Below are 16,271 nucleotides of genomic sequence, written 5' to 3' on the forward strand. Positions count from 1 at the left end.
CCGGACGAATTGGATTGAGTGAGGACGGACGCGCCCCCGCTTCGCGGCGAGCGCAGGCGACGGGCAATCGGGGCGCAGGGCGTGGCGACATCGCAGACCTCACGTGACGCATCTGCTCCGCAGTTCACCCTTGCCGAGACGGACGGCGCCCATGTCGTGACGGCGTCCGGTGACCTTTCGCTGAGGCACATAGCCGTCATGCGCGACGCCCTGGCGGGGCTGCCCGCGGAAGGGACGGTGACGGTCGATCTTGCGGGGGTTCGGCGGCTTGACACGGCAGGCGCCTGGTCGGTCCTTGCCTACCTCGATCGGGTCGACGGTGCAGGCGGATCGGCCCGCGTCTCGGGGGCGTCGGCGGCCCACGCGGCCCTGATCGACACGGTGCGCGCGGACCGTGTCAGCGAACACCCCGAGCTGCCGGCACGCACCCTGACCGACAGGCTCGAGGCGACGGGCGCGATGGTCGTCGCCGGAGCCGGGGTTGCGGCGGATCTTCTGGGCTATGTGGGCATGTTCCTTGCGCGCCTGGTGCGCGCCTTCTTCCATCCGCGCGAATTTCGCCTGACCTCGCTGGTCCATCACTGTGAAGAGGTGGGATTGCGCGCCCTGCCGATCGTCTCGCTGATGGCCTTTCTTATCGGCGTCGTTCTTGCCTTCCAGGGGGCCGCGCAGCTGCGCCAGTTCGGGGCTCAGATCTTTGTGGTCGACCTGATCGCCGTGTCGCTTCTGCGCGAGCTTGGCATCCTTCTGACGGCGATCGTGGTGGCCGGTCGGACGGCCTCGGCCTTTACCGCGTCGATCGGGTCGATGAAGATGCGCGAAGAGGTCGACGCCATGCGCACGCTGGGCATCGACCCGGTTCAGGCTTTGATCGTCCCGCGCGTGCTGGCGCTGGTCATCACGCTGCCGATCCTGGGTCTGATCGCCAATCTTGCGGGGCTGACCGGCGGCGCGCTGATGGCCTGGATCGAGCTTGGGATTTCGCCAGAGACGTTCCAGATCCGGCTGGCCACTTGGGACAACTTCCTCAACGCCGTGGTCGGCCTCAGCAAGGCGCCGGTCTTCGCGGTGCTGATCGGGATCGTCGGCTGCTACGCCGGGATGCAGGTGAAGGGCAACGCCGAGTCGCTTGGTCTGATGACCTCGAAGGCCGTTGTCGCCGCGATCTTCCTTGTGATCGTGGTCGATGCCGCGTTCTCGATCTTCTTCCTGAGGGTCGGGCTATGAGCGCGTCGGACGACGTCGTCATCCGCCTGCGCGGCGTCCGGACCCAGTTCGGAAGCCATGTTGTGCACGACAACCTCGATCTCGACATCCGGCGGGGCGAAGTCGTGGGAATCGTGGGCGGATCGGGCACCGGGAAGTCGGTCCTGCTGCGCACCATCGTCGGGCTCTTGCGCCCGTCGGCGGGCAGCGTCGAGGTTCTGGGCACCGACATCCTGAACGGCACCGAGGACGAACGCCTTGCGGTGCAGACGCGCTGGGGGGTTCTGTTTCAGGACGGAGCGCTCTTCTCGTCGCTGACGGTTCGCGAAAACGTCGAGGTTCCGCTGTCGATCGCCTCGGACGCCGACCGCGAGGAACGCCGTGCCCTTGCCGAACTCAAGGTCGCGATGTCGGGCCTGCCGGTGAACGCCAACGCCAAGTTCCCGTCCGAGCTTTCGGGGGGCATGCGCAAGCGCGCGGGGCTGGCGCGGGCGCTGGCGCTTGACCCCGAGATCGTCTTCCTTGACGAGCCGACCGCCGGCCTCGATCCCATCGGCGCGGCCGATTTCGACCAGCTGATCGCGGAGCTGCGCAATGCCCTGGGACTGACTGTCTTCATGGTCACGCACGACCTCGATTCCCTGCATGCGATCTGCGACCGGATCGTGGTGCTTGCCGAGAAGAAGGTGCTTGCCAGCGGGACCATCGGCGAACTCAAGTCCTTCGATCACCCCTGGGTCCGGGATTACTTCAATGGGCCGCGTGCCCGTGCGGCAGAGCTTTCGGCCGAGGCCGCGAAAGGGTAGGAAGCGGTATGGAAACGCGCGCGAATTACGTCCTGATCGGCCTGTTCACCCTGGTTGGCTTCATCGGCATCCTCGGGTTTCTGGTCTGGCTGACGAATTCACAGCTCAACCAGCAGTACACGCATTACCAGACGCGCTTCACCAGCGTGTCGGGCCTTGACCGGGCGTCGACCGTCCGTTTCGCAGGTCTTTCGGTGGGGCAGGTCACGGAACTGCAACTGTCGCCCAACCGTGACGGGACCGTGACGGTGATCATGCAGATCGACGCCGCCACGCCGGTGCGTACGGGCAGCACCGCGACGATCACCGCGCAGGGCGTCACCGGCACGTCGTATATCGAGATCTCGCCCGGTCGACCGGGCCAGGACCTGCTTGCCGAGGCCAGTCCCGACGAGATCCCCGAAATTCCCGCCGGCGTCGGCTTGCTGCAAAGCCTGACCGAGGATGTGCCGAACCTGCTCAACGAGGTGCAGACGCTGATCTCCGACCTTCGCGCCGTGGTCAGCCCCGAGAACCGCCAGCGTGTCGACATGATCCTGTCGAACCTCGAGGACGGATCGGCGGACATCCGCGAAACGCTCGACAACTTCTCGAAAGTGGCCAGCAGCGTGGGCAGTTCGGTGTCCGACATCGCGTCCTTCACCGAGGGCCTGTCGGGCATCACCCAGTCGGTCGCGCAGACGCTTGAGGTCGCCGATGGGGCGCTCGAGGCGATCAGGACCCTGTCGACCCAGGCCGAAGGCACGCTGACGGCGGGCAACGACGCGCTGCAAAGCGCGACGCAAACCTTCGACGCGGCCCAGGTCTTCCTCGACGGCGATCTGCGCACGGCCGTGGGGACCATCGCCGATACCTTCGAACGGGCGAACACGACGCTGGCCGCGGTCGACGAAGCGCTGGCGTCAAGCGAAGGCGCGATCACCGCGGCCGAGGGCGCGTTCAAGGGGGCGGACCGGCTGATCAACGAAGACCTCCTTGGCCTGAGCGCGGACCTGAAGGCCGCCGTCGAGTCGTTCAACCAGACCCTGGCCGCGGTCACGGCCGACATTCCGGCGGCCGCCTCCGATATCCGGTCGGCCGCGGATGCGGCGCGGGTGACGATGGAAGACGTCTCGCGCGTGGTCGCACAGGGCGAGGCGCCGGTGAACGCCTTCCTGACGCAGGGCCTGCCGCAGTTCACCCGCCTCGCAAGCGAGGCGCAGCGCCTGCTCGTCGTGCTCGAGCAGCTGACGCGCCGGCTTGAAAACGACCCCACGCGGTTCCTCCTTGGCCGCGACGCCCCCGAATTCAGAAGGTGACCTGCCGATGCTACGTCCCGCCGCCCTCCTGATCGCCCTTGCCCTTCTGTCGGGATGCTCTGCCATCTCGGCGGTCGGTTCCGCGACCCAGCCGCTTGACGCCTACGAGGTGGTCAGCACGGGCGAGCTTCCGCGCGCTTCGGGCGGGCCGGTGTCGCGCGACTTGATCGTCGAGGTGCCCACGGCCAACGGCGCGCTCAACACCGAGCGCATCCTGATCCGGCCCACCCCGCTCGAGGTGCGCTATCTGCCCGATGCGCGCTGGACCGAGGCGCTGCCTCTGATGGTTCAGACCCTGTTCGTGCGCAGCCTCCAGCAAAGCGGTGGCGTCCGCTTCGTCGGGCGGCGGCCCATCGGGCTGGGCGGCGATTTCGCGATCCTGACCGAGATCACCGAGTTCGAGGCGGCGATCGCCCCGGACGGGCAGACCGTGACCACGCGCGTCCGCTTCGTCGCCACGATCGTGCGCGAGGCCGACGCCCAGGTCGTGGCAAGCCGTGTCTTCGAAGTGGACGGCGTGGCTCCGTCGACCCAAACGATCGACGTGGTCGCGACCCTTGACCAGTCGATGGCGCGGCTGATGCCCGGCTTCGTGTCCTGGGCGATGGGTGTGGCCGGCGCGCGGGTGTCCTGAGCGCTATCGTCGCGGCGCGGGCCAGCCGCCGGCGTCGTCCTTCACCGCCTCCATCGAGACATGGGTCGATGTGGCCGCGACGTGGGGCAGGGCACTGATCACTTCGCCCAGCACCTCGCGGTAGGCGCGGATGTCGCGGGTGCGGACCTTCAGCAGATAGTCGAAGGCGCCGGCGATCATGTGGCACTGCTCGATCTCGGGCACCTTCGCGACGGCGGCGTTGAAGGCCCTGAGCGCGCTTTCGGTCGTGTCCTTGAGCCGCACCTCGACGAAGGCGATGTGGTCAAGGCCAAGGCGTGCGGGGTCAAGCACCGCGCGAAATCCGCGGATATAGCCGCGGGCCTGAAGCCGCTTCAGCCGGACCTGGCAGGGGCTCTTCGACAGACCCACGCGAAGGGCCAGATCGGCGACGGACATCCGGCCATCGGCCGCGAGTTCGCGCAGGATCGCGCGGTCGAAGCGGTCGATTTCACCGCCATCTTGCGTTTCAGAAGTCATCTGGCCTGCTCACGATCGCTTTTTCAGGTCAAGAGTATCACATCGCTACGAAACTCGGGCGATCGGATGGGCAAGTCAATGCTATGGTGGTTCCGTCGCCCTTCGCCGAGTATGCCATGACCACCGATCCTCTTCGCGCCCCGATCCATGCCCATCACACCGCCCGCGAGGCCGAGGTGCTTGACCGCCTTCTGGCCCACGCCCCCACCGCGGCCCTGCGGCAGGCGGCGACCGCCCGCGCGACCCGCCTGGTCGAGGCGATCCGCAACGACGGGCGCCCCGGTCTGATGGAGGTCTTTCTGGCCGAATACGGCCTTTCCACGCGGGAAGGCATCGCGCTGATGTGCCTGGCCGAGGCGCTGTTGCGCGTGCCCGACGCCGACACGATCGACGCGCTGATCGAGGACAAGATCGCGCCCTCCGACTGGGGCGTGCACCTGGGCAAGTCAAGCTCGTCGCTTGTCAACGCCTCGACCTGGGCGCTTTTGCTGACAGGCCGGGTGCTTCAGGATGGCGAGGGACTCGCCTCGGTGCTGAAGGGCGCTGTTCGTCGGCTGGGCGAGCCGGTCATCCGCACGGCCGTGGGACGCGCGATGAAAGAGATGGGCCGCCAGTTCGTTCTGGGCGAAACCATCGACGAGGCGCTGCGGCGCGGGCGCGAGAAGGCCGCGCGCGGCTATACCTTTAGCTACGACATGCTGGGCGAGGCGGCGCTTACCGCGCATGACGCGGACGCCTTCGACCGCGCGTATGCCGCCGCCATCGCGCGGCTTGCCGCGACCTGCGCGTCTTCGGACATCCGCGACAATCCCGGCATCTCGATCAAGCTGTCCGCGCTCCACCCCCGCTACGAAGAGGCGCAGCGCGCCCGGGTGATGGACGAACTTGTCCCGTGCGTTCTGGCCCTTGCCCGGCAGGCCGCCGCCGCGGGTATGGGCCTCAACATCGACGCCGAAGAGGCCGACCGCCTCGATTTGTCGCTCGACGTGATCGAGGCGGTGCTGGCCGACCCCACGCTGCAAGGCTGGGACGGCTTCGGCGTAGTGGTGCAGGCCTACGGCAAGCGGGCGCTTCCGGTGATCGAGTGGCTGCACGCGCTGGCCGCCCGCCTTGACCGGCGGATCATGGTGCGGCTCGTGAAGGGCGCCTACTGGGACAGCGAGATCAAGCGCGCCCAGGTCGAGGGGCTTGACGATTTTCCCGTCTTCACGCGCAAGGCCGCGACCGACGTGTCCTACCTTTGTTGCGCGGCGCGGCTTCTGGCGCTGTCCGACCGCATCTATCCGCAGTTCGCCACCCACAACGCCCATTCGGTCGCGGCGATCCTGGAGATGGCCGCCGATCCCCGCACCTTCGAATTCCAGCGCTTGCATGGCATGGGCGAGGTGCTGCACGATCAGGTCCTTGCGGCGAACGCGACGCGCTGCCGCATCTACGCCCCGGTCGGCGCGCATCGCGATCTGCTGGCCTATCTGGTCCGGCGTCTGCTCGAGAACGGCGCGAACTCGTCCTTCGTCAACCAGATCGTCGATGCCTCGGTGCCGGCGGCGACCGTGGCGGCCGATCCTTTCGACGTTCTTGCCAAGGCCGGGCCGAACCGAGCGGTCGTATCCCCGGCGGACCTCTTTGGTGCCGAGCGGCGCAATTCGCGCGGGGTCGACCTGCGCGACCGGGTGACGGTCGGGCGTCTCGACGCCGCGCGCCGCCCCTGGCGCGCGCACGTCTGGGAGGCGGGGCCGATCACCGTGGACGGCGCCAAGGGTGGCGGGGTGATCGAGGTGCGCAATCCCGCCGATCCTTCCGATCTTGTCGGCCGCCTGCGCGAGGCGACGGTGCAGGACGCCGCGCGTGCCGTCGCGGCGGCCCGGCCCTGGGACGAGGTCGACACCGCCGAGCGCGCCCGCGTTCTTGGCCGCGCCGCCGATCTTTACGAGGCCGCCCATGGCGAGGTTTTCGCCGTTCTCGCGCGCGAGGCCGGCAAGGTGCCGGCCGACGCCGTGTCCGAACTTCGCGAAGCGGTCGATTTCCTGCGCTACTACGCGGCGCGGGCCGCGCAGCTTGACGCCCCGGCGCGGGGCCGCGTCACCTGCATCTCGCCCTGGAACTTCCCGCTGGCGATCTTCACCGGGCAGATCGCCGCTGCACTGGCCGCCGGCAACGCGGTGCTGGCAAAACCGGCAGAGGCCACGTCGATCACCGCCGCGATCGCGGTGCGGCTTCTGCACGAGGCCGGCGTGCCGCGCCACGCGCTTCAGCTTCTGCCCGGCCGCGGCGCGGTGATCGGGACGGCACTGACGACGGATGCGATGGTCGACGGGGTCTGCTTCACCGGCTCGACCGTGACCGCTCAGAGGATCAACCGGTCAATGGCCGCGTCGATGGCCCCGACCGCGCCCCTGATCGCCGAGACAGGCGGGCTCAACGCGATGATCGTCGACAGCACGGCACTGCCCGAACAGGCGGTGCGCGACATCGTCACCTCGGCCTTCCGGTCGGCCGGGCAGCGCTGTTCGGCGCTGCGGATGCTGTATCTGCAGGAAGACGTCGCCCAGCCCTTCCTCAAGATGCTGTACGGCGCGATGGACGAGCTTTCGCTGGGCGATCCCTGGGACCTGTCCACAGACATCGGCCCCGTCATCTCGGCCGAGGCAAGGGCGGGGATCGAGGCGCACGTGGCGCAGGCCGCGCGCGAAGGGCGGGTCCTCAAGCGGCTGGCCACACCCCGGCAGGGCACCTTCGTCGCGCCCACCGTGATCCGTCTGTCGGGGATCGGCGCGCTCGAGCGCGAGGTCTTCGGGCCCGTTCTGCATGTCGCGACCTTCCGCTCGGACGAGCTTGACGCTGTGGTCGCGGCAATCAACGCCCGGGGCTATGGCCTGACCTTCGCGCTGCACAGCCGGATCGACGACCGGGTCGAGCAGGTCGCCGCGCGCGTGCGGGCCGGCAACATCTATATCAACCGCAACCAGATCGGCGCGGTGGTGGGCAGCCAGCCTTTCGGGGGAGAGGGGCTGTCCGGCACCGGCCCGAAGGCCGGTGGCCCGGCCTATCTGCACCGCTTCGTCCGACCCCCGGCGGCTGCGGCCGCCGTGCCGTCGGGTCAGCCGGTGTCCGCTGAAGCCTTACAGCGCGCCATCGCCGCGCTGGCCGGGCAGGGCGACCGCGTCACCGGGACGAAGAACCTTCCGGGGCCGACCGGCGAATCGAACCGGCTGACGACGCTTGGCCGGGGCGTGGTGCTGTGCCTTGGCCCCGGCGCCGATCGCGCCCGGGCACAGGCCCTTGAGGTGCGCGCGGCCGGGGCGGCGGCGCTGGCGATCGCGCCCGGGCTGGAGGGCGGCGAGGGGCTCGACGGCACGCTCGACCCTGCAATGCTCGCCACGCTTTCGGGGTTCGACGCGGTGGTCTGCGAAGCGCCGGACGAGGCGTTGCGCCCTCTGCGCCGGGCCCTGGCAGACCGCGATGGCGCGATCCTGCCGCTTCTGGCGGAAGCTGACTTCGCCCGCTGGGTCGTGATCGAACGGCACCTGTGCATCGATACCACCGCCTCGGGCGGCAACGCGGCGCTTCTTGCCTCGGCCGGGTGATGGCCAGGTCGCCTTGACCGGTGTCAATGCGCCGTCGCTGGCGCGGGCCCAAGGCTGACCAGGAAGCAGGACACCGGGACGGGGGGCCGCGATGGAACTGGACAGGTTCGCCGACCGGCGCGAGGCCGGACAGGAACTGGCCAAGCGGCTCGAGGCCTTTCGGGGCACCGACGCCGTGGTCTCGGCCCTGCCGCGCGGGGGCGTTCCGGTCGCCGCCGAGGTCGCGCGGGCGCTGGGGCTGCCGCTGACGCTGACGCTTGTGCGCAAGATCGGGGTGCCGCAACAGCCTGAACTTGCGGCAGCGGCGATCGCGGGGCCAGGGGGCGAACACCTGATCGAGAATCCCGCCGTCGTCCGCAGCGCCGGGCTTGACCGCGCGCAGATCGAGGCGCTGGCCGCCCGCGAACGCGGGGAACTTCTGCGGCGCGCCAAGCTCTATCTGTCGGGGCGGCCCGAGGTGCCGCTTCGTGGTCGGACGGTTCTGGTCGTCGACGACGGTCTGGCGACCGGGGCCACCATGGAGGCGGCGGTGGCCGCGCTGAAGGCCATAGGCGCGGCGCGCGTGATCGTCGCGGTGCCTGTCGGCGCCGCCGACACGGTCCAGCGTCTGGCCAGCAGCGCCGACGAGGTGGTCTGCCTCAGAACGCCGACGCACTTCTACGCCGTGGGGGCGCATTACCGCGATTTTCCGCAGACATCGGATGACGAGGTCGCACGGCTTCTCGACGAGGCCGGCCCCGCGGGCTGAACGCGCAGCGCAGAGCGCCGCCGTCTTTTGCCGAAGGGTCGATGCGAAGGCCCGTGCCCCGTGCGGGGCCGGCATCAGGGACGGGGACGAGGCGTGGAATGATGCCGTCGACACAAACATGTCCCGCTGCAGGGCGCCCCGGGGCCACTCAACCCCGGAGAGGTCCCCCGCACCGACACATGAACGTTAGGGCGGATTCGGCCCGGTCACATTGACGACGGTCATCCCTGGAGGCGCGCACGCCAAGGGATGCGCCGAGCGTGCTTGATCATGGTCAATGCGGGGCGCAAGATGACGGGAAAGAAGACAGGACATGTCCGGAAGGGGGCCGGTCCCGTCCGTCAGTCATGCCGGCGGGCGTCCCGTGGGCAGAAGGAGCGCCACATGAGCATCAAGACCATCGCCGTCTGCCTGACCACGATGCGCGAAGCCGACTGGCTTCTGCCCATCGCCTGCGATCTTGCGCGGTCGCGCGGCGCGCATCTCGTGGGCGTGCATCCAAGCGAGCCGATCATTCCCTATGTCGCGGCCACCGCCGGCATCGGCGCCTTGGCCGCGCCGCAGTTCCTTGACTGGCAGATCGAGGAGACCGAGGCGATCCGTGCCCGATTCCAGGACATTACCCGTGGCGACAGCTTCGTTGCGGAATGGCGCGAACAGGGCGCGGCCGATCTCGGGGCCGAGGACTTCCTTCTCGACAGCGTCCGTGCGGCCGATATCGTGCTGATGGGGCAGGTCGACAGTGACATGCCCCGGGCCGAGCATCTGCGTTATTTCGACGCCATCGTGCGGTCCTCGGGCCGTCCGCTGCTTCTTGTGCCCAAGGGGACCGACGCCGCCGCCCTGGGCCAGCGCATCGCGATCGGCTGGAGCGGGACGCGCGAGGCGACGCGTGCCGCGCACGACGCCCGCCTTCTGGCCCGGCCGGCCGCAAGCTTCGACATCGTCTTCGTCGCCCGCACCGGGTCGCGCGGCCGCGACGACAGCTGCCGCGAGGATATGGCCGCGGCCCTTGACCGCCAGGGGTTCAAGGCGAAGGTGACCGAAGCCGCCCGTGCGTCCGAGGAAACCGGCGAGCAGCTTCTTCGCATGGCCCGCGAAGGTGGGGCCGACATCCTTGCCGTCGGCGCCTATGGCCATTCGCTGGTCTATGATTTCGTCGTGGGCGCGGTCACGCGCAGGCTGTACGATCAGCCTGAACTGCCCGTGCTGTTCTCGCGCTGAGAGCGGCGCGCGGGCCGGAGAGACTTTGGCCCAAGGGACCACGGCCCGACCATGACCCGCATCGCGAACGAACGCGCCGCCCTTGCCGACAGCCTTTGGACGGCGACCGCCAATTCCGCACCCGCGCGCCCCGCGCTTGATCACGCGGCCGAGGCCGACGTGGCGATCGTCGGCGGCGGCTACACCGGGCTGTCGGCCGCGCTTCGTCTGGCCGAAGCCGGGCAGCGGGTAATCCTGCTTGAGGCCGAGACGCCGGGGTGGGGCGCCTCCGGGCGGAACGGGGGACAGGTCAACCCCGGCTTCAAGGACAGCCCCGACGAGATCGAGGCGCGCTTCGGCGATGGGCTTGGCAGGCGCATGGTGGCGCTGGCCGGCGAGGCCGGCGATCTGGTCTTCGACCTGATCGACCGGCACGGCATCGCCTGCGCGCCGCGGCGCACCGGCTGGATCCGTGCGGCGACCACGCCCAAGGCGCTTGCGAGCCTTGGCGATCTTGCCCGGCAGTGGCAGGCGCGGGGGGCGGAGGTCGAGCCGCTCGACCGCCGCGCCATCGCCGCGCTGACCGGCACCGAGGCCTATCTTGGCGGGCTGATCGACCGCCGCGGCGGCAATCTGCATCCGCTGAACTATGCGCTGGGGCTTGCGGCGGCCGCGGAACGCGCAGGCGCCCGGCTTCATGGGCAAAGCCGCGTCACCGCCCTGCACGCCAACGGCGAGGTCGTGACGGTCGAGACCGCGGCGGGCCGGGTGACGGCGCGGGCCGCGCTGATCTGCACCAATGCCTACACCGGCCGCCTTGCCGATCCGCTGGGCCGCAGCGTGCTGCCCGTGACGTCGATTCAGGTCGCGACCGAGCCCCTGGGCGACAACTTGGCGCAGTCCATCCTGCCCGACGGCCAGCAGGTCTCGGATTCGCGCCGGCTGCTTCTTTACTTCCGCAAGGATGCCGAAGGCCGATTCATCATGGGCGGACGCGGCGCGCTGGGCGAGGCGGGGACACGGGCCCGGCACCAGGCGCTGCGCGCCGCCTCGCTCAGGCTTTATCCGCACCTCAAGGACGTCCGCTGGACCCACGCCTGGGGCGGCGACGTTGCGCTGACCGCGTCGCATCGGCCGGGGCTGCACCGGCTGGCGCCGGGCGTGATGGCGGCGTTGGGCTACAACGGTCGCGGGGTGGCGATGGCGACCGCGATGGGACGGCTGCTGGCCGACTGGGCCCAGGGACGGCCCGAGGCCGACCTTGGATTTCCCGTGACCGAGGCCCGCACGATCCCGTTCCACCGTTTCCGGCGGCTTGGGCTCGGGCCCACGGTCGCGGCCTTCTCGGTTCTCGACCGGCTAGGCGTCTGACGCGCCGTCAGATGCTCTCGCCGCCGTCGATCACCAGCGCATGCCCGGTCATGAAGGACGACCGGTCCGAGGCGAGGAACACGATGCCTTCCGCGATTTCCTCGACCGTGCCGAACCGGCCCATCGGAATCGCGGTCGCGACATAGTCTTCAAGCCCCGCCCGTCCGCCCATCTGGATCTCGAAGCCGCGGTTGAAGGGCGTGTCCACGAAGCCCGGGCAAAGTGCGTTCACGCGGATGTTCTCGCGTGCGTAGTCAGCGGCGATCTGGCGGGTCATCGCCAGCACGGCGTGCTTCGTGGTGGCATAGGCGACCATCTCGCGGTCGTATTGCACGCCCGAATTCGACGAGGTGATGATGATGCTGCCGCCGCCCTGCCGGCGCATCGGCGCGATGGCGGCCTGGGCTGCCACGAAATGCGACCGCACGTTGAGCGCCCATGAGGCATCCATGTCCGCGACGCTGACCTGCTCGAGCGTCCCCTCGATCTGAAGACCCGCGTGCGAATGCAGCACGTCGAGCCGTCCGTGATGCGCCGCGGTCGCCTCGATCGCGCCGCGCAGGGCCGTGTCGTCGGTGACGTCGACGGTGATCGCCTCGGCCGCGTGGCCGTCGGCCCGGATCGCCGCCGCCACCGCTTGCGCGCCGGGCCCGTCCCTGTCGGTCACGACCACCGTTGCCCCTTCGCGTGCCAGCGCCCGCGCCCCGGCCGCCCCGATGCCCGAGGCCGCGCCGGTGACGAAGGCGACCTTGCCGGCAAGAAGCGATGCCTGAGCCTGCGCGTTCATCGGCATTACCGCCGTTGGCCGCGGCGCAGGATCAACTGCGCGGCGATCAGAAGGACAAGCGAGGCGACCATCACCATGGTCCCGATCGCATTGATCTCGGGCGTCACGCCGCGCCGGATCGAGGAAAACACGTAGATCGGAAGCGTCGTTTCCGAGCCGGCCACGAAGAAGGCGATGATGAAATCGTCGAAGCTGAAGGTGAAGCTAAGCAGGAATCCCGCCAGGATCGCCGGGGCGATCAGCGGCAGCGTGACCTGTCGGAAGGTGCCGAAGGGCGTGGCGTAAAGGTCGGCCGACGCCTCGGTCAGGGCCTGTTCCAGGCTGCCCAGCCGCGCCCGCACGATGATGATGACCAGCGCCATGGTGAACATCGTGTGAGCCGCGACGAGCGAGCCCACACCCATCGACAGCCGGGGCGGCGTTGCTGCGTCGGGCCAGAGCGAGGCAAGCCAGGGGTTGAGCCAGTCGAACACCGTCACCAGCGCGATCAGCGTGGCGATGCCGATCACGATCCCGGGGATCATCACGGCGATATAGATGACCGCGTCGAATAGGGTGCGCGCGGGCCCGCGGATGCCCTGCAGACCCACGGCAGCCAGCGTGCCCAGAACACTGGCCAGCATGGCCGACAGGAAAGCGACGGTCAGGCTGGTCTTCAGCGCCTCCATCACGAAGGGATTGGACAGCGCGCGACCATACCACTGGACCGAGAAGCCCGTGAACTCGCTGGCGTTGCGCCCCGCGCTGAAGCTGAACAGCGCGATGATCGCGATCGGGGCGTAGAGGAAAAGATAGACGCAGGCCGCGTAGATCCGCATGCGCCCCTCACATGATCGAGATGTCGTCGCGTCGCCCGCCCATGCGCCCGATCAGGCGCATGTAGACGGTCACCGTGACCAGCATGATGACGATCAGCGTCACCGCAACGGCCGAGCCGAAGGCCCAGTTGCGCGACTGAAGGAAAAGATCGACCAGCGCGTTGCCGACGAAGAACACCTTGCCGCCGCCCAGAAGCGCGGGGATCAGGAACTCGCCCATCAGCAGGATGAAGACCAGCATGCAGCCGGTCGCCACGCCCGGAATCGACAGGGGCAGGGTGACCTGCCGGAAGGTCGCGAAAGGCCGCGCCCCAAGGTCGGACGAGGCTTCGAGCAGGCGCTTGTCCAGCCGCTCGAGGCTGACGTAGATCGGAAAGACCATCAGCGGCAGGTAGCCGTAGACGATGCCCACGAGCACCGCGAAGGGCGTGTTGATTAGCCGGACGTCGGCGATCCCGACGCTTTCCAGCAGCGCCGGAATCCCGCGCCCGCCCAGGATGAAGATCCAGGCGTAGCTGCGGATCAGGATGCTGGTCCAGAACGGCACGATGACCAGCACCAGAAGCAGCGTCTTCCAGCGCGGATCGGTGCGCACCGCCAGCTGGTAGGCCAGCGGATAGGCGATGATCAGCGCCGCCAGCGTGCCGAGCGGCGCAAGGATCAGCGTGTTCTTGAAGGCGGTGAAACGGGCGGGAAGGTTCGCGTATTGCTCGAAGGTGAAGGCGGGGACATAGCCGCCCGCCGGCCCCCGCTCTCCGAAGCTGAAGACGAAGACGACGGCAAGGGGAAGGACCAGCATCACCAGAAGCCAGGCGGCGGCGGGCGCCACCAGAAGCCAGTTCCGTTCGCGCTGGGTCACGGTGCCGGTCCTTCCCCGTTCGTCTCAGGCCGACTTGAACCGCGCCATCAGCTCGGCGCGGTTGGGATCGGTCAGCGTCACCGCCGCGCCGAATTCAAGCGCATCGAGCAGATCCTGTGCCGGATAGAGGATCGGATCCTCGAGGATCTCGGGCGGCAGAAGCGCGTTGGTCCGGCTGTCGGCCACGGGATAGCCGTGGGCGAGCACCTCGCGCGCGTTGACCTCGGGGTCGAGCAGGAAGTTGATCAGCGCGTAGGCCGCGTCGCGGTGCGGCGCGCCCTTCGGGATCGCGTAGAAGTCGCTCCAGAGCTCGCCGCCCTCGCGTCCCAGGATATAGGCGATCTCGGGGATGTCGGTGTTAAGCTGTTTGCCGTCGCCGGTCCAGCAGATCGTCATCCAGGCGTCGCCGCTGCGCATCGAGGGCTGGTAGTCCGACGAGATCGCGAAGAGGTGCGGCTTGACCTCGATCAGCAGTCGCTCGGCGTCGGCAAGCTCGGCCGGGTCGACCGAGTTGAATGAATAGCCGAAGTATTTCAGCGCGTTGCCGATGGTTGTCAGCTGGTAGTCATGCACCATCGTCCGGCCCGAGAAATCCTCCTTCGTGCGGTCAAAGAAGTCCTTCCAGGTGGTCAGGGGGGTGCCGCCGTCATGGGCGGTGTTCACCGCGAAGCCCGTGGTGCCCCAGTTCTTCGGCACGGCATAGAGAACGCCGTCGACGCTGCCCGCATCCGAGAAGCGCGCCTCGAAGGCCGCCGCGTCGTAGTTCGGCAGTTTCGAGACGTCGAGCGGTTCGATCAGGTCTTCGGCGACATAGGTCGTGATGGTGTAGTTCGTGGGCACGAACACGTCCCAGCCGCTGCCGCCGGCCTGAAGCTTGGCCAGCATCTCTTCGTTCGAGCCGAAGACATTGACCTGCACGAAGGCGCCAAGCTGTTCGGTGAACATGTCGAAGTTCGCCGGGTCGTGGTAGTTGGGCCAGGTCGCCAGCACCACACGGTCGCCGATGTCCTGGGCGAAGGCGGGACGGGGGCGCAGGCCCGGCATCGCGGCGCCAAGAACCGCGGTTGCCGTGCCAAGGCCGGTCACGCCAAGGAAGTGCCGGCGCGTCACCGACCCTTTCTGGTAGCGGCGGAGTTCTTCCATGAACTTCCGCTTCGAGATGTGGCCGTCGTCTTTCATTGGGTCATCTCCCTGTTGCTTGGGTCTTCCGGTCAGTCCTGTTTCAGGATCAGCGCCGCGTCGCCGGTCCAGCCGATGAAGGCGCGATCGCCCACCGCAAAGGCCTGCGCGCCGATTTCCGCCTGGCGCGGGGCCAGGACGATCACGTTTCCTAGGGTGTCGTGCCGCACCAAGTATTCGGTGTGCTCGCCCAGAAAGATCCGGTTCTGCACCGTGACCGCAAGCCGGCCGTCGCCGCCGTCGCGCGACAGGCGGATCTGCTCGGGCCGCAGGCTGGCGCTGGCGCCCGCGCCTTCGGACAGGCCCGCGGCCAGGCGCCCCTCGATCGTCAGTCCGCCCTCAAGCGTGATCGTGGCCCGGTTGCCCCGAACCGCGGCGATGCGCCCGTCGAAGAAGTTCGACGTTCCGACGAAATCCGCGACATAGCGGGATGCCGGTTGGTCGTAGAGGTCCTGCGGGCTTCCCACCTGCACGATCCGGCCCGCGCGCATCACGCAGATCCGGTCGCTCAGCGACAGCGCCTCTTCCTGGTCGTGGGTGACCAGGACGAAGGTGATGCCAAGCTGGCGCTGCAGGTCCTGAAGCTCGATCTGCATCTCCTTGCGCAGCTTGCGGTCAAGCGCGGCCAGCGGTTCGTCCAGAAGCAGAAGCTTGGGTTCGTTCACGATGGCGCGCGCCAGCGCGACGCGTTGCTGCTGGCCGCCCGACATCTCCCAGATGCGGCGTTTCTCGTAGCCCGACAGCCGCACGATCTCGAGGGTGCGGGCGACCTTCGCGGCGACCTCGCGCGCGGCGGGGCGCGGGTGACGCTGGCGCAGGCCGTAGCCGATGTTGTCGGCCACGTTCAGGTGCGGGAAAAGCGCGTAGCTCTGGAAGACCATGTTGACCGGGCGGCGATAGGGTTCGAGGCGGTTCACGACCTCACCGTCGATCAGCACTTCGCCCGCGGTCGGCGTCTCGAAGCCGGCAAGCATCCGCAGCGCGGTGGTCTTGCCGCAGCCGGACGGGCCGAGGAACGACAGGAATTCGCCTTCGGCGATGCGCAGGTTGAGGTCCCGGGCGGCCAGCACCTCGCCAAAGGATTTCGACACGCCGCGCAGTTCGGCGACGATGCGCCGGCCTTCGGGGGCGTCGGTCGCCGGATAGTCCCCGACAAGGCTGTCTGGCGGCATCTGCATCGATCAGACTCATATTGCGCGACAGGGCTATTTCAGGAAGAGTTGCCCTGACTTGTAAATATGCCTTTTTAAGTATCCGTTTGCGCATAGCCGCAGCCG

General features: G+C 68.6%; 14 protein-coding genes. 8 read left to right on the forward strand and 6 right to left on the reverse strand.

Translation table 11 applies throughout. From position 1 onward, the window contains the following. Positions 1-81: 81 nt before the first annotated feature. The 4 genes from ACRDNQ_RS00345 to ACRDNQ_RS00360 are packed head-to-tail and all read left to right on the forward strand — an operon-like array spanning position 82 to position 3,944. Complete coding sequence (locus ACRDNQ_RS00345; RefSeq protein WP_431826631.1) at positions 82-1,227, forward strand: MlaE family lipid ABC transporter permease subunit; 1,146 nt, start codon at positions 82-84, stop codon at positions 1,225-1,227. After that, entirely contained in the window at positions 1,224-2,012 is a 789-nt protein-coding gene (locus ACRDNQ_RS00350) for an ABC transporter ATP-binding protein (protein ID WP_431826632.1), read from the forward strand. Before ACRDNQ_RS00345 ends, ACRDNQ_RS00350 begins: the two co-directional genes overlap by 4 nt. Before the next feature lie 8 nt (positions 2,013-2,020). Continuing rightward, positions 2,021-3,310, forward strand: coding sequence for an MlaD family protein (locus ACRDNQ_RS00355; protein WP_431826633.1), 1,290 nt, complete (start codon positions 2,021-2,023; stop codon positions 3,308-3,310). Positions 3,311-3,317: 7 nt separating this feature from the next. Beyond that, complete coding sequence (locus tag ACRDNQ_RS00360; RefSeq protein ID WP_431826634.1) at positions 3,318-3,944, forward strand: ABC-type transport auxiliary lipoprotein family protein; 627 nt, start codon at positions 3,318-3,320, stop codon at positions 3,942-3,944. Positions 3,945-3,947: 3 nt separating this feature from the next. Here ACRDNQ_RS00360 and ACRDNQ_RS00365 read toward each other — a convergent pair whose 3' ends face one another. Next, positions 3,948-4,442 (reverse strand): Lrp/AsnC family transcriptional regulator, encoded by a 495-nt coding sequence (locus tag ACRDNQ_RS00365; RefSeq protein WP_431826635.1) that lies wholly within the window; start codon positions 4,440-4,442, stop codon positions 3,948-3,950. Between the two features lie 116 nt (positions 4,443-4,558). Here ACRDNQ_RS00365 and putA point away from each other — a divergent pair, with 116 nt between their 5' ends. The 4 genes from putA to ACRDNQ_RS00385 all read left to right on the forward strand — a co-directional run bounded on the left by putA (position 4,559) and on the right by ACRDNQ_RS00385 (position 11,351). Further along, positions 4,559-8,029, forward strand: coding sequence for a bifunctional proline dehydrogenase/L-glutamate gamma-semialdehyde dehydrogenase PutA (putA, locus tag ACRDNQ_RS00370; protein ID WP_431826636.1), 3,471 nt, complete (start codon positions 4,559-4,561; stop codon positions 8,027-8,029). A gap of 91 nt (positions 8,030-8,120) precedes the next feature. Beyond that, positions 8,121-8,777, forward strand: coding sequence for a phosphoribosyltransferase (locus ACRDNQ_RS00375; protein ID WP_431826637.1), 657 nt, complete (start codon positions 8,121-8,123; stop codon positions 8,775-8,777). 384 nt (positions 8,778-9,161) lie between these two features. Then, positions 9,162-10,001 carry a universal stress protein gene (locus ACRDNQ_RS00380; protein ID WP_431826638.1) on the forward strand — a complete coding sequence of 280 codons (840 nt, stop codon included), beginning with the start codon at positions 9,162-9,164 and terminating at the stop codon, positions 9,999-10,001. Positions 10,002-10,052: 51 nt separating this feature from the next. Beyond that, a complete protein-coding gene (locus ACRDNQ_RS00385) occupies positions 10,053-11,351 on the forward strand; it encodes an NAD(P)/FAD-dependent oxidoreductase (RefSeq protein WP_431826639.1) in 1,299 nt (432 codons plus the stop codon). Between the two features lie 7 nt (positions 11,352-11,358). On the opposite strand, the gene ACRDNQ_RS00390 is transcribed toward ACRDNQ_RS00385, so the two are convergent. The 5 genes from ACRDNQ_RS00390 to ACRDNQ_RS00410 all read right to left on the reverse strand — a co-directional run bounded on the left by ACRDNQ_RS00390 (position 11,359) and on the right by ACRDNQ_RS00410 (position 16,172). Continuing rightward, entirely contained in the window at positions 11,359-12,138 is a 780-nt protein-coding gene (locus tag ACRDNQ_RS00390) for an SDR family NAD(P)-dependent oxidoreductase (RefSeq protein WP_431826640.1), read from the reverse strand. A gap of 5 nt (positions 12,139-12,143) precedes the next feature. Continuing rightward, positions 12,144-12,956, reverse strand: a complete 813-nt coding sequence (locus ACRDNQ_RS00395) for an ABC transporter permease (RefSeq protein ID WP_431826641.1) — start codon at positions 12,954-12,956, stop codon at positions 12,144-12,146. 7 nt (positions 12,957-12,963) lie between these two features. Beyond that, complete coding sequence (locus ACRDNQ_RS00400; protein WP_431827828.1) at positions 12,964-13,755, reverse strand: ABC transporter permease; 792 nt, start codon at positions 13,753-13,755, stop codon at positions 12,964-12,966. A gap of 84 nt (positions 13,756-13,839) precedes the next feature. Next, complete coding sequence (locus ACRDNQ_RS00405; protein ID WP_431826642.1) at positions 13,840-14,994, reverse strand: ABC transporter substrate-binding protein; 1,155 nt, start codon at positions 14,992-14,994, stop codon at positions 13,840-13,842. A gap of 32 nt (positions 14,995-15,026) precedes the next feature. Further along, complete coding sequence (locus ACRDNQ_RS00410; protein WP_431826643.1) at positions 15,027-16,172, reverse strand: ABC transporter ATP-binding protein; 1,146 nt, start codon at positions 16,170-16,172, stop codon at positions 15,027-15,029. Positions 16,173-16,271: the final 99 nt, after the last annotated feature.

The organism is Saliniferula longa (assembly GCF_050789285.1).
In the GTDB taxonomy this organism is placed as follows: domain Bacteria; phylum Pseudomonadota; class Alphaproteobacteria; order Rhodobacterales; family Rhodobacteraceae; genus CAVPWP01.

What these genes read in the sequence shown, in the direction of transcription:
- ACRDNQ_RS00350 (WP_431826632.1), top strand. Translation starts at nt 1,224, where the DNA reads ATGAGCGCGTCGGACGACGTCGTCATCCGCCTGCGCGGCGTCCGGACC.
- ACRDNQ_RS00355 (WP_431826633.1), top strand. Translation starts at nt 2,021, where the DNA reads ATGGAAACGCGCGCGAATTACGTCCTGATCGGCCTGTTCACCCTGGTT.
- ACRDNQ_RS00360 (WP_431826634.1), top strand. Translation starts at nt 3,318, where the DNA reads ATGCTACGTCCCGCCGCCCTCCTGATCGCCCTTGCCCTTCTGTCGGGA.
- ACRDNQ_RS00365 (WP_431826635.1), bottom strand. Translation starts at nt 4,442, where the DNA reads ATGACTTCTGAAACGCAAGATGGCGGTGAAATCGACCGCTTCGACCGC.
- putA (WP_431826636.1), top strand. Translation starts at nt 4,559, where the DNA reads ATGACCACCGATCCTCTTCGCGCCCCGATCCATGCCCATCACACCGCC.
- ACRDNQ_RS00375 (WP_431826637.1), top strand. Translation starts at nt 8,121, where the DNA reads ATGGAACTGGACAGGTTCGCCGACCGGCGCGAGGCCGGACAGGAACTG.
- ACRDNQ_RS00380 (WP_431826638.1), top strand. Translation starts at nt 9,162, where the DNA reads ATGAGCATCAAGACCATCGCCGTCTGCCTGACCACGATGCGCGAAGCC.
- ACRDNQ_RS00385 (WP_431826639.1), top strand. Translation starts at nt 10,053, where the DNA reads ATGACCCGCATCGCGAACGAACGCGCCGCCCTTGCCGACAGCCTTTGG.
- ACRDNQ_RS00390 (WP_431826640.1), bottom strand. Translation starts at nt 12,138, where the DNA reads ATGAACGCGCAGGCTCAGGCATCGCTTCTTGCCGGCAAGGTCGCCTTC.
- ACRDNQ_RS00395 (WP_431826641.1), bottom strand. Translation starts at nt 12,956, where the DNA reads ATGCGGATCTACGCGGCCTGCGTCTATCTTTTCCTCTACGCCCCGATC.
- ACRDNQ_RS00400 (WP_431827828.1), bottom strand. Translation starts at nt 13,755, where the DNA reads ATGCTGGTCCTTCCCCTTGCCGTCGTCTTCGTCTTCAGCTTCGGAGAG.
- ACRDNQ_RS00405 (WP_431826642.1), bottom strand. Translation starts at nt 14,994, where the DNA reads ATGAAAGACGACGGCCACATCTCGAAGCGGAAGTTCATGGAAGAACTC.
- ACRDNQ_RS00410 (WP_431826643.1), bottom strand. Translation starts at nt 16,172, where the DNA reads ATGCAGATGCCGCCAGACAGCCTTGTCGGGGACTATCCGGCGACCGAC.